Annotated in this window: 13 protein-coding genes; 9 read left to right on the top strand and 4 right to left on the bottom strand. The window is 67.1% G+C overall.

Translation table 11 applies throughout. The features are described 5' to 3' along the window. Positions 1-27 precede the first annotated feature (27 nt). Positions 28-450, top strand: coding sequence for a hypothetical protein (locus ACYVAN_RS15190; protein ID WP_460960057.1), 423 nt, complete (start codon positions 28-30; stop codon positions 448-450). Between the two features lie 309 nt (positions 451-759). Beyond that, complete coding sequence (locus tag ACYVAN_RS15185) at positions 760-1,272, top strand: DinB family protein (RefSeq protein WP_460960055.1); 513 nt, start codon at positions 760-762, stop codon at positions 1,270-1,272. 261 nt (positions 1,273-1,533) lie between these two features. On the opposite strand, the gene ACYVAN_RS15180 is transcribed toward ACYVAN_RS15185, so the two are convergent. Continuing rightward, on the bottom strand, positions 1,534-2,247 hold the full coding sequence (locus tag ACYVAN_RS15180; RefSeq protein WP_460960053.1) for a GAF and ANTAR domain-containing protein: 714 nt from the start codon (positions 2,245-2,247) through the stop codon (positions 1,534-1,536). 69 nt (positions 2,248-2,316) lie between these two features. Between ACYVAN_RS15180 and ACYVAN_RS15175 the strand changes: the two genes are divergently transcribed. Next, positions 2,317-2,505: a hypothetical protein gene (locus tag ACYVAN_RS15175; RefSeq protein WP_460960051.1), complete on the top strand. Its 189-nt coding sequence runs from the start codon at positions 2,317-2,319 to the stop codon at positions 2,503-2,505. Positions 2,506-2,547: 42 nt separating this feature from the next. Here ACYVAN_RS15175 and ACYVAN_RS15170 read toward each other — a convergent pair whose 3' ends face one another. Beyond that, positions 2,548-3,267 (bottom strand): SDR family NAD(P)-dependent oxidoreductase, encoded by a 720-nt coding sequence (locus ACYVAN_RS15170; protein ID WP_460960049.1) that lies wholly within the window; start codon positions 3,265-3,267, stop codon positions 2,548-2,550. A 147-nt stretch (positions 3,268-3,414) separates the two neighbouring features. On the opposite strand from ACYVAN_RS15170, the gene ACYVAN_RS15165 reads away from it, so the two are divergent. From ACYVAN_RS15165 to ACYVAN_RS15155, 3 genes are all read left to right on the top strand, one after another. After that, positions 3,415-4,047 carry a TetR/AcrR family transcriptional regulator gene (locus ACYVAN_RS15165; protein ID WP_460960047.1) on the top strand — a complete coding sequence of 211 codons (633 nt, stop codon included), beginning with the start codon at positions 3,415-3,417 and terminating at the stop codon, positions 4,045-4,047. Between the two features lie 214 nt (positions 4,048-4,261). Next, positions 4,262-5,515 carry a PAS domain S-box protein gene (locus tag ACYVAN_RS15160; protein ID WP_460960045.1) on the top strand — a complete coding sequence of 418 codons (1,254 nt, stop codon included), beginning with the start codon at positions 4,262-4,264 and terminating at the stop codon, positions 5,513-5,515. Between the two features lie 236 nt (positions 5,516-5,751). Further along, on the top strand, positions 5,752-6,360 hold the full coding sequence (locus ACYVAN_RS15155) for a LysE family translocator (protein WP_460960043.1): 609 nt from the start codon (positions 5,752-5,754) through the stop codon (positions 6,358-6,360). A gap of 265 nt (positions 6,361-6,625) precedes the next feature. Here the strand turns inward: ACYVAN_RS15155 and ACYVAN_RS15150 are convergent, their stop codons facing one another. Then, positions 6,626-7,267 (bottom strand): MBL fold metallo-hydrolase, encoded by a 642-nt coding sequence (locus tag ACYVAN_RS15150; protein WP_460960041.1) that lies wholly within the window; start codon positions 7,265-7,267, stop codon positions 6,626-6,628. Between the two features lie 822 nt (positions 7,268-8,089). Next, the gene (locus ACYVAN_RS15145; protein ID WP_460960039.1) at positions 8,090-8,806 is read right to left on the bottom strand and encodes an FkbM family methyltransferase; all 717 of its coding nucleotides are present in this window, start codon (positions 8,804-8,806) and stop codon (positions 8,090-8,092) included. 451 nt (positions 8,807-9,257) lie between these two features. Here ACYVAN_RS15145 and ACYVAN_RS15140 point away from each other — a divergent pair, with 451 nt between their 5' ends. From ACYVAN_RS15140 to ACYVAN_RS15130, 3 genes are all read left to right on the top strand, one after another. After that, positions 9,258-9,776, top strand: a complete 519-nt coding sequence (locus tag ACYVAN_RS15140; RefSeq protein WP_460960037.1) for a GNAT family N-acetyltransferase — start codon at positions 9,258-9,260, stop codon at positions 9,774-9,776. Between the two features lie 5 nt (positions 9,777-9,781). Beyond that, positions 9,782-10,258 carry a nucleoside deaminase gene (locus tag ACYVAN_RS15135; RefSeq protein WP_460960035.1) on the top strand — a complete coding sequence of 159 codons (477 nt, stop codon included), beginning with the start codon at positions 9,782-9,784 and terminating at the stop codon, positions 10,256-10,258. Between the two features lie 449 nt (positions 10,259-10,707). After that, a complete protein-coding gene (locus ACYVAN_RS15130) occupies positions 10,708-12,195 on the top strand; it encodes a sensor histidine kinase (RefSeq protein WP_460960033.1) in 1,488 nt (495 codons plus the stop codon). Positions 12,196-12,247 lie beyond the last annotated feature (52 nt).

Raw genomic sequence — 12,247 nt, 5'->3', positions numbered from 1 at the left:
GTTTCCACATACCTCAAGGAGCCCGAAATGCAGAGCCTGGTGCTCACGCCGGAGACCCGCTATGTCGCAGGGGCTGTCCTGCTGACCATCGTTACCATCGAGCTGGGCGGGTGGTTCATGACACGCGTCGTGCGTGGATCCGTGCAGCTGACCGACTTCCAGAAGGCATTTGCCCGCGCCGGTCACGCGCATGCTGGCGTTCTCGTGACGCTGAGCCTGATCTGTCTGGTGCTTGCTGACGCTACCGACCTGAGCGGCACGTGGTCCTGGGTCGCCCGCCTCGGTGTACCCGTTGCCGCAGCACTGATCCCGGCTGGCTTCTTCTTCTCGTCCATAGGTCGGGGGAATGTGACTCAGCCGAGTAAGTTGATCTGGCTGGTCTGGACGGGAATGCTGTCACTGGCCCTAGGCGTGGTCAGCCTCGGTGTTGGGCTGCTTGTCAGCGGCTGATCGACGTTCGCCTGCACTCTTGCCTCTCCGCCGACTAGTGATCACCTTGGCCTTCGTCGGTCCGCCCGTCGGCCAGATCGGACAGCCGTCCGCGCTATGGCAGCGCTTGCGCGACCTTCTAACGTCCTCAATCAACGACGAGTGACACGCGGCATCCTGCCTGTTCAGGAGGTGTGTGGAACGTGACGCGGCAGATGGGCAAAACCCCGCGGACGGAGTTGCTGAGACATCACTGGTCACGGTCGCGAGGACGAGAGACGTGGTGCGTCACTGTCCGGAGGCTTTGCGGGCTCGTGGAAGATTGCGCCTGTGAACCTGACGTTGCCTGAACCGACGGAGCCTCGCGAGTCGCGAGCAGAAGTCTTCCTCGGCTACCTCGACTATTTCCGTTCGGTCTTGATCGAAAAGCTGCGGGGGCTCTCAGATGACGAGCTGCGAGCAAGCCGGCTCCCGTCGGGCTGGACACCGCTCGCACTGCTCAAGCACCTCACCTACGTCGAGCTCCGCTGGCTCGTGTGGGGCTTCGAGGGCGAGCCCATCGAGCAGCCATGGGGCGACGCACCGCAGGGGCACTGGTCCACAGCGGAGAACGAAACCCTGGCCGACCTCGTGCAGGCGCTGCACGTGCAGGCGGCGCGCAGCCGCGTGATCGTGAAAACCCGTGAGCTCTCCGACGTGGGACAGCCCGGCGAACGCTGGGAGGGGGCGCCTCCCGCAACCTTGGAACGCGTCCTGTTCCACCTGCTACAGGAATACGCGCGCCACGTCGGGCACCTCGACATCGTCCGCGAGCTCATCGACGGGAAGGTCGGGGAGCGATAAGTCCCCCAACACCACCGTCCGCTGACAGGTGCGGGTTGGTGCTCGTCTCGCCGGGGTGTCCCACCAGAGCGTGCGAAGGGCGCGCCAGTGCGGTACCGATCCCGCTCACTGACGCCCCAACGGAGGTGCGCAGAGGGGCTGGCTGCTCAACCGCACTGCTGCTCTGGCCAGGCTGACCCTGAGGCGGGCGTACAACAACCTGGTTAACCTGAGGATGACCGACATGGGGCGCGACGTAAACACAAAAACCCCGGCGAGAACTCAGCGGCCCCCGCCCTGGGGGACGTCTCCGGTTTCGACGACCTGCCGGGCGATGTCGCGCAGCTTGATGTTGCGGGATTGCGAAACGCGTTTCAGCACCTCGAACGCCTGGTCCTCGGGAACCTTGTACCGGTGCATGATGATGCCCATCGCTTCGCCGATCCCCTGGCGGGTTGCGATCGCCTCGTGCAGCTGTGCGTCGTTGCGGGCGCTGGCGAAGGCCACCGCAGCATGCGAGGCGAAGATCCAACCCACCTGCTCGTCGCGTTTCGTGAACGCGTCCGAGCGCGACGAGTAGAGATTCAGCGCTCCGAGGCTCTCCCGCGTGGTGAAGAGCAAGAAGCCCATCATGCTGCCGATACCGAGTGCACGAGCCTTCGGAGCGTACCGAGGCCACCGCTCACCGTTGCTACCCATGTCCGCGACCCGGAAAACTTCCTGGTGCTTATCGGCCGCGTCGAAACACGGTCCTTCGCCCAGCTCGGCCTGGATGCGGTCCGACTCCCGGCCCAACTCGCTCGTCGAAGCCACGATGCCCAAAGTTCGGTCGGCGTTCAACACCATGATGCTGGCTGTCTCGCACCCGTCGAGCCTGCTCACGGCCTGCTCGACGATCCCGTCCAACGTGCTGTTCACTGAGCCGTGTGCGAGCAGTTGGCGAGCCATGTTCGCCAACGAGGTTGCCAGCTCCTCCACCTCAAGCTCGTCGACCATAGCCCCATCCTCATGTTAAGCACGCAAGGACACCACACTAACGAAGGATGCGAAACCAGCAAGACCAGTATGGTGTCAACTTCGCCGCGCCTCCGCGGTGGTCGGCTGGGCATGGTGGCGAAACGGCGTGGTCGGTTGAAGCGGTGCATCAACCGCTTTGAGCAGTGGCGCGGCATCGCCACCCGCTACGAGAGGACCGCGGCCATCTACCTGGCCGCACTCCACATCGCTGGCATCTTCCTCTGGTCCGCCCGCTGATCCGGCTCAGCTGGTGCTCCAAGCAGATCACTAAACGGTGCGTTACACGCTCCAGGGCTGCGGGTGCAGCTGCTCGACCCGGTCGCGTTTGGTGTACATGTCCCAGTACTGCTCGGCGAGGTCGTCGGGGTCGACGACCGGAAACTCCGCAGTCGACCCCGCACGGGCTTGGGCGATGAGTGCGCTCATCTCGCTGCGGGCGATCGTTGCCCCGACGGAGAGGGTGCCTGCGTAGATGCCCGCATCGGCCAGCTCGCCGTGGAGGGAGTAGAGGTAGTTGCGGACGGCGGCGCCAAGGGGAGCCAGGCCGCTAAGCCCAGGCACGGGGTGGACTGCCGTGACACCAGTGGTCAGGAGTAAGGCGCCGTCTCCCCGCTCGGTCCACTCCGGCAATACAGCACGGACCACCTCCACGGGCGTCAGCAAGAACATCGGAAGGCCCTTCTCCAGGACGGCGGCATCCGTCTGGGCGGCCGGGCTGAGGCTCTGCTCGGTGCTGAACGGCCCGTACTCGATCACGTCGATGCGGCCGAAGCGGTCGCGGATGCTCGCGATCAACGCCGGCACTTCGGCGGGCCGGGACAGGTCGGCGGTGAAACCCGCCGCTTCGACGCCATCCCTCGCCAGCTGTTCGACGAGGGCGTCCAGGCGCTGTCGGCGGCGCGCCACCAGAGCGACACGGAAGCCCTCACGGCCGAACCGACCGGCGACGGAGGCGCCGAGCCCGGTGCCTGCCCCGAAGACAGCGATCACTTTGGACATGGAGAGTGCTCCTTGCTCCAGGTATTCTGACCCTAGGGTCAACTTGTGCTTCGACGATAGCAATTAGGTTGACCGAAGGGTCAAGTTCTGCGGACGGGCAGGACGCAACGAGCGGGACACCAGGCCGGGCCAGGGAGGAATCAGCAGATGCGGGCCGACGCGCAACGGAACGCGGAGAAACTGCGAGCAGCCGCCGCCGAGCTCTTCCAGGAGCGCGGCCTACAGGTACCGCTGAAGGAGATCGCCCGGCGGGCAGGGGTGAGCCACGGCACGCTCTACAACCTTTTCGGCACTCGCGAGGCCCTCATCGACGAGGTGGTGACCGAGCGTGCGGCGCGGCGCCTGGACGAGGTCGCCCAGCAGGCCCTGTCCTTCGAGGATGCCTGGGAGGGCTTCACGTACTACGTCGAGAAGCTCTGTGAACTCCAGGCCACCGACCCCGCCGTCGCCGACGTAGTCAGCGGCCGTTATCCGGGCGCGGAGCGCCTCATGACCGCCTGTGGCCGAACCATGGACGCTGCACAACAGATCGTCGGGCGGGCCCACGAGGCCGGCGCTCTCCGCCCCGACTTCACCAACGCGGACCTGGTGTTCGCATTCGCCGCCAACGCGCTGCTGGCCCGGGCAACCACCGAGGCCGCCCCGAACGCCTGGCGCCGCCAAGCCGCCTTCCTCCTTGACGGTCTGCGCACAGAGACCGCCCGCAGGCCCTTGCCCCCAAGCCAGCTGACCCAACAACAGGTCCACAACGCATTGGGAAGCCTCAGCGACAAGACATAGAACGGTCGAGGTTGGCACTGTCGGGCGAGAGGCGCACTCAAGCCCGCCAGTCACCAGCACACTCAGGCCGACCGACTGGATCCAAACGAAACTGCCCAGGCCGCATGCGGCACGCGCGAGCCGGGGTCTTCTCCGTGCGGAGCCGGGTAGTCGCGGAGAAGCTTCGGGCCTGCTCGAGCTGTGTGGTTGCGGCGCTGGCGCCTAACGTATGGGGGTGGAAGCCGAAGGGCGGAGCACGATCGGCAACATGGCGTGGGAGACGCTGTGGCAGCAGACTCCCAGTCCCACCGAGCTGGTCGACCTGCAGGGACGCATCATCGAGGTCAACCCGGCCATGTGTCGCCTGCTCGGTTACGGCCGAGAAGAGCTGCTCGGCCTCCGGGCAGCGGATGTGACGCACCCCGACGAGCCGGTGCTGGATCGGAAAGCCATCGAGTACCTCCTCGCCGAGGGACGCGAGAGCCTCACGGCGGAGAAGCGGCTGGTGCGCTCCGACGGCGGTGTTATCTGGGTGCTCATCGACAGCTCACTCGTCAGGCAGCCGGATGGCAGCCCGCAGCTGGTCATCTCCCAGTGCCACGACATCACCGCCCGCCGCGAGTCCGAGAGGCTCTGGCGCCAGACGCTGGTCAACGCCCCGATCGGCATGGCACTGCTGGACCTGCAAACGCACTTCATAGAGGTCAACGACAGGCTCTGCGAGCTGGTCGGCTACCGCCGCGACGAGTTGCTGGGCCAGCGTGGCCTGGACCTGGACTACACCGGCTACTGGAAACCGGTGGAGGCGCTGTACGCCGATTTCCGCGCGGGCCGCGCCGAGTCGGGCAGCGTGGAGGTCTGCGTAAGGCACCGCGATGGCCACCCGTTCTGGATACTGGCCAACCTCAGCGTGATCCGAGGGGCGGACGACCGGCCGGCCTACGTGGTCGGCCAGTACGAGGCGTTCGGGGTGGGTGGGCAGGTCGGCGAGAACCGACTGGCCGAGCTGACTCGCATGGCGTTGCACGATCCGTTGACCGGGTTGGCCAACCGCGCCCTGCTGCTCGACCGGTTCGAGCAGGAGCTCGCCGAACTCCCCGATCGCGGAGACGTGCTCGCCGTGTTCCTGATCGACCTCGACGGGTTCAAGGAGGTCAACGATCACTACGGGCACGCTGCCGGGGACGAGCTCCTGCAGGCTGCGGCGCGCGAGCTGCTGGGCAGCGTGCGCACGGCCGACACCGCGGCCCGCGTCGGCGGTGACGAGTTCGTCGTGCTCGCCAACGTCGCCGACGAGTCGCAGGCGGAGGCCCTGCGCACCCGTATCGTCCAGCGGCTGAACACGGAAACCACCGCTCCCGGCCACCCCGTCAAGCTGGGCGCCAGCGTGGGTCTGGCTACTACCCGCGACGCTTCGAGCGCCCCCCGGGAGCTGATGGACAGCGCCGACCGCGACATGTACGCGCGCAAGCACCCCCGCCCCAGGTAGAGCCGGAAGGGCCCGCTGCGGGCAGCGCGACGGTGCGAATCCGGCCCGTTCGGCAGTGTGCGGCTGGGCAGCGTCGCGTCGTTCTGCAAGTCCTCCAGGATTCGCCAGTAGGCCGAATCCAGTGCGACAGATTTCCGGATAACCGAACATCCTATGTAGTTCATGGCGATATGGCGAACGCTGGATCGAGAATGTCGCACGTTCCGCCGCACGAATGATCTGTTCTGGAGGATGTCGTGTCCATCGCCTGGGGCCCGTTCCTGCTCGCCCTGCTGGTGATCGTGCTGGTACCGGGGCCGGACTTCGTCATGGTCACCAGTAACGCCGCCAACGGCGCGCGCTGGGGGTGGCTGGCCGCCGCCGGGGTCACCTGCGGTCTGCTGCTGCACGCCACAGCCGCCACGCTCGGCCTGTCAGCCCTGGTCATCGCCGCCCCGACGGCCCTGATGGTGGTCAAGGCCATCGGTGTCGCCTACCTGGCGTGGATGGGGCTGCAAATCCTGCGCCGGTCCGGTGGGGCGAAGCAAGCCGACACCGGCGCGGCGCCGCGCACCGGCGGCGCGGTGTTCCTGCGCGCGTTGCTGACCGATGTGCTCAACCCCAAGGTGATGCTGACGTTCCTCACTCTGCTGCCGCAGGCCATGGATCCCGCAGGGGAGCCGATGGCCCAGGCGGCGCTGCTCAGCGGCGTAGCCGTGTCGGCGTTCGCCGCGTGGTGGCTGGTCGTGGTGCCCTCGGTGCGCTGGTTGTCGGCGCTGCTGGCCAGCCCCAAGCGCCGCAAGGTTTTCGAACGCTGCTGCGGCGGTGCCCTGCTGGCCATGGCCACTTCCATCGCGGTGTCCTGACCGGACTCCGGTGAGACGGCGGGCGGCGGTCCTAGCGGATCGCCGCCCGCCGTCGTCTTGACGGCTCCAGCCGTCCCGATCCGGACGGGGATGCCGACGCGCCCGTGCCGTGAGTGGGTGTTTCGAGGTGTGGGACATCGGCGACAGGTGCCCGAGCGGCCACTGGCTACCGGATGATCACACCGTCCACGCCCGCGACCGTTCCCCGTGGATGGCGTGGTCGAGGATTGCTGTTGCCCGCATTGCAGAAACTGCGGGCTCCGGGTCAGTCCGCGGCCAGTGAACCCAGCGCCTCCTCGACGCAGTCGGACCAGGGCCGGCTGCCGAGTTCGGTGACTCCGGAGTCTCCGGCGAAGCCGCTGGAGATGACGACGTCGGGCGTGAGGTCGGCGAGCGTGCGAAGGCTGGCGGCGAGCGAGTCGCGGTCGCTGAAGCCGGGGATGTATCCGGCGAACCACTTGCCCTCCGCGTCGGGAAGAATCGAGTCGCCGGTGAACAGGTAGGTTGTGCCGTCCGCGGCGGGTGCCAGGAAGCAGGCGCTGCCCGGCGTGTGCCCCGGCGTCGGAATCACCTCGAACCCGTACGGCTGCTCGACGCGTCGCTCGTCGAATGCCTCGTCGACGGGGCAGGTTTCCGCCACGAGATCCTTCTCCGCCGCGCTGCAGTGCAGGGTCGAGCCGAATCGCTGCTTGATGGTGCGCAGCGAGGGCGCGATCTCGTCCTGGTGGCTCAGGTACTGGGCGGTCACGCCACCCGGCTCGGCGAGGCGAGCGATTTCCGGTTCGAGCGTCGTGTTGTAGAACAGGACGTTCCCACGTGGCGTTGTCCAGAGGTAAGCGTGCGTGCTCAAGCCCGGGGCCGGGAACTCTGCCTCGGTCTCCCACAGGTCGGGCCGAATCCGTTTCATGCGGTCCACCTCCCATTCCTCCACGGACTCGCCGTGGTCGTACGCGGCTCCAGCGAACTCTCCGAGAATCCGTGTCCTCCGAATCGGCTGGTTGCGACGCTAGGTGTTCAAGTTAGGTAGAAGTCAATAAGCCTCGATGGGCAGGCGGCGACGCACCTGCGCCTGCACCACATCGACGCGGCGATCGACCGCACGAACTGCTCCTCGCGCGCCCTCGCCCTGCCTGCGGCTTCCGACTGCACGAGGTCACCAGTGCTACCGAGGTCGTCCACCGGCGCGCCTCGGCGACCTGCGAGCGCGGCGACAGCCGAACATGCCAAACCGAAAGCGGTGGGTGATCACCGCTCGCGGTGCGCGTCAGATGTGTGGAATCCGGTGCGTGCCGCATGTCTCGCAGATGAAGCGCGGCGTGGGGAGTCGGTCGGGTCCGTTGCTCACTTGGTGGGGGCGCAAATCCGTGCTGTCGCACACCTGGCAGCGCACAGTGGATGTCGTGGTCGCTTCAGGCGCGAGGTTGGTCATTGGCCTGGCGCGCATGAGCCACTCCTCCCTTGGTGCGGTTGATATCTCGCCGGTGTCGTTCTCGGCAGAGCGGCGAGAGGCAATGTGCGCTCGGACACGAGCAAACCGCTGAATCCGTGGCCAGGATAATCAATGGAGGTCGAGAACGCATCGCTGCGGGAGTGCAACGCCACGGGCATGTGCGTGCCGACACCGAATGTTCACCCGGCGGAAATGAAATAGTCGAAATTGACGCCGGCGGGTGGCTTTCGAGCTGGTGAGTTGTCCGTGGCGGGCGCACGTCGAATCGAAGGGATCGCCCTACCTGTTCCAAGCGGAGTCGACGGCGAACAGGTAGTTGCGCGTCTCCGCGGTGACCGCGTCGGTCGGCGTCCAAGTCCGGTTGTTCCAGGTGTACATGGTGTAACCGAACGTGCGCAGTGAGCTGGTGAACTCGGCCGAGCTCGTGGCATACCTGGAAAGATGGCGGTCTTCGATTTCCAGTAGCAGCGTCGGCCGGTGCTTGGTGATGATCTTCTCCGCCCCGGTGACCACGTTCGGTTCGAAGCCCTCCGCGTCCACCTTCATGAAATCGACCCGATGAACGGTTTCCCGTTCGCAGAATTCGTCGATCATTTCGACCGGTGTGCGCCAGGATCGGCTTCGGGCGTGAGCTGTGCGCGGATTTTCCCGCCGGCTCCCGTCGCTGATGTGCGCGTGACCGTGAATCGGGGCGAGGCCGAACTTCACCGGTAGGCGCATCTCCAGTTCGCCCGACTCGGACCCCACGGCCGCATCCGTGATGCGCACGTTGCGCAGCCCGCAGCTGTGGACACCGGTCTTGAGCATTCGTCGCGGTTTGGGTTGGGGCTCGAACGAGTACACCGCTCCGGTCGGCCCCGCCAGATGGGCGAGGGTGAAGCTGTACATCCCGTAGGCGGCGCCGATGTCGAAGCAGACGTCACCGGGGCGGATGAGCTGCGGCAGGCCGCGCAGCTCGGGTTCGGCCCAGGACAGCGCGGCGGATCCGCGGAGCATGCCGGCTATCCACGAAAGGCGCCGTCGGTTTGCCGGATTTCCGACGGAATGTGGTGAGATGTTCTTGGTGGGAAGCGCGGACGCGTTCTGGGGAGCCATGTTGAGTGTGCGTTCCTTTCCTCGGCTCGCCCGTGGCGGCGATCCGGGCGTCGGCTTGGGCGTGGGTCTGATTGACCGGCCGACGGAAAGAATACTGCTACCGGTGGTGGTGGCTGCGTAACGTCAATTCTGCGCGCAATGTCCTGTTTTTGATTTCCTTTCGGCTGACCGAATTGGGATGTATGGGCGTCTCCGGGGTGCGCGGGGCGCAGCGGAAAGAACGGACATCCAAATGGAGTATGCGGATTTGCACGCTCGTCGGGCTCGCCGAGCAGTACCGTGCGCCGGTTCCGTGGCCCATCTGCGACCGAACCGGTGCGGCCGAAAAGTCCGTTTGCGTAACGTGCTCACCGTGCAGAGACCCGCCGATATCGTCGTCGAACCGGCCGTGCCCGCCGACGTGGTACCGCTGCACCGGCTGCGCCGACAGCTGGAGGACTGGCTGCGGGAAAAGGACATCCGGCAATGGCCGCCCGGCGAGGTGAGCTGGCGGATCATCGCGCATCAGGTCGATCGTCAGGAATGGCGACTCGTGCGGCATTCAGAACTCGGCGTGGCAGCCGCGATGCGGGTGCTGTGGGCGGACCCGGACTTCTGGGGCGAGGACAGTGCTCCCGCCGTGTACGTCCACGGCCTCATGGTGGATCGGGAAGCGGCCGGCCTGGGCCTGGGTGCGGCCATGCTGAACCGGGCGGTCGAGATCGGTCGTGAACGAGGAGTCCGAACCTGTCGACTCGACTGCGCAGAATCCAACGGCGCGCTGCGCTCCTACTACGCACGGCTCGGCTTCCGCGAGGTCGGCAGACGCGACTTCCGCGACCTGTTCAGCGTGACACTGTTCGAAAAGAAAATCTCCGAGAGGGATGCGTGAGCGGGATGGACGAGTCGGATGTCGAGCACCTTCGCCGCTGCGTGCGGTTGGCCGAAGAGGCGCTGGAAGCGGGTGAACAGCCGTTCGGTTCCGTGCTGGTCGCGGCGGACGGAACCGTCCGGGCCGAGGAGCGGAACCGGGTGTCCGACGGCGACCGGACCCGGCATCCGGAGTTCGAGCTGGCGCGCTGGTCCGCGTCGAACATGGCACCGGAGGAACGAGCAGCGGCCACCGTCTTCACCTCCGGCGAGCACTGCCCGATGTGCGCGGCCGCGCACGGCTGGGTCGGGCTAGGACGCATCGTCTACGCGAGCTCGTCGGCACAGCTGACCTCGTGGTTGGCGGAACTAGGCCTGCCCGCGCCGCCCGTCCGGCCGTTGCCGATCCGGGAGATCGTTCCTGGGCTGGTGGTGGAGGGGCCGGTGCCGAAGCTCGCGGACGAGGTGCGGCGACTCCACCTTCGGTGCCACGGTTCCGCCTGACTCCGCCTGTCCGCGCGTCGGGTCGTGCGGGCCCTCCGGCCCTGTCTCCGCTGGTGATCGCGGTCCGATGTGCCGTCCGTGCGATGCGTTGTCGCGCAACGGATCGGCGAAGGTAGATGCCGCGCCCCGAGCGTACTAGGATCTTGCCCCGTAAGCGGATGCGAATATCCGACGACCGTCGTTCCGGTTGCGGGAGCACATTTCGCCGGGATTCGTCGCCCGGTCCCGGGGCGAGCGGGCGTTGTCGTAGCATCGGGCGACCGTGCTCCGGGAGCAGTGCCCGCGCATCGTGGTCCCCTCGGGGCTGTTCGGTTCCGGCTCGCACCAACGCGGGACCGCACAGCGGCACTCCACGAGTAGCCAGTCGCTCGTTCCCCGGGCGCCGTCCCCGGAACACGGCCGATACGCTCAATCGATCTTGCCGCCAACCGCCCGCGAGGACCTGATTGATGTCAGCCCAGACACCCGTTCGTCATCAGACGGCGCGTCCGCCGCTCCGTCCGGTCTTGCGCGTACTGCTGATCACGCTGGTCCTCGCCGGTGGGACGTGCGCGGTGGCGACGCTGCTCGCGGTTCCGGAGTGGCAGTGGCTGGTGGCGGTTGCCGGTGGCCTGGTGACGTTGCTGCTGTGCGCCTCGTTGACGCTCACCACCTACAGCATCGAGGTCAACCGCGTCCTTCGCGGGGAAATCGCGGAGATGCGGTCCGAGGCGGCCAAGGTCGCCGACGACACCCTGCCGGTGCTCGTTCAACGCTTGCGCAACGGTGCCTCGCCGGATTCCGCGCTGCTCGAGGTGGAACAGCCGGAAAACGACGCCTACCAACGCGTGCTGTCGACTCTGGCGTTCGAGATCGGTACCGGCGAGCGGATGCGCGCGGCCGCCATGGCGGCGTGCGCGAACGCCGCAGGCCGAGTGCAGGCCCTGTCGACGAGCATGCTGGCCGACCTCCGGGAGATGGAGGAGCGGCATGACGAAGAGGTGCTCGGCGACCTGCTCCGGCTCGACCACAGCACGGCGCAGGCCGGTCGGCTGGCCGACAGCATCGCTGTGCTGACCGGTGCTCGATCCGGGCGCCGCTGGACGAAACCGATCGTGATGGAAAGCCTGCTGCGCGGAGCGGTAGGCCGGATCAGCGCTTACCAGCGCGTGCAGGTGCATTCCGCGAGCAACGCGGCGATCGTCGGTTACGCGGCCGAGGGCGTGATGCACGCGCTCGCCGAGCTGATGGACAACGCCACGAGCTTCTCGCCGCCGTCCGAGCTCGTCCACGTCTACGTCGAAGAAGTGCAAGCGGGCATCGTGGTCAACGTCGAGGACGGCGGGCTGGTCATGGGCGATCAGGCTCTCCGCCGCGCGGAGAAGGCGGTTTCGGCCGAACCGCTCGATCTGACGACTCTGTCCGGAACCCGGCTCGGCCTCGCGGTGGTCGGTTGCTTGGCCCGCAAGCACGGACTGACCATTTCGTACCGGCCGTCTTCGCGGGGAGGCACCGGCGTAGTTGTGATGATTCCGCGGAACCTGGTTACCGAGCCGCGTACGAATACGCCGGCTCCCGCCCCTCGTCGCACGGAGGTGACAGCCACGTCTCCGACAGTCCCGGCCGCGGCGCCCACGCCTGCGGATCCGCCCGAGCCCGTTCAGCCCGTTCAGCCCGTGCAGCACGTGCGGACCGCCGCCGAACCGGCCACACCTGAACCGGCCACCAAGCAGGCCGAATCGGAGGAGGGCGCGGAACCGGTGTGGCCGGCCGAACCGCCCGAACTTCCCCGTCGGCGTCGCGGTCAGACCCTTGCCGCGGCACGGTCGAACCCCCCGGCCGAGCCGAAGAAGTCGGTTACTTCCTCGCAGGAGGTGGCCGCCCGATTCGGCGCGTTCCGCCAGGCGGGCCAGAACAAGAGCACGTCCGGCGAGGGCGCCGATCCCGAAGCGCGGTGATCACGTGATTGTCGACGGGACGACGCGGCCGTTCGTGCGGTCGTCCTAACCG

The organism is Parasphingorhabdus pacifica (assembly GCF_054779195.1).
Note: the sequence above shows the minus strand (reverse complement) of the source record. Positions and strands in the feature narration are given on the sequence as shown.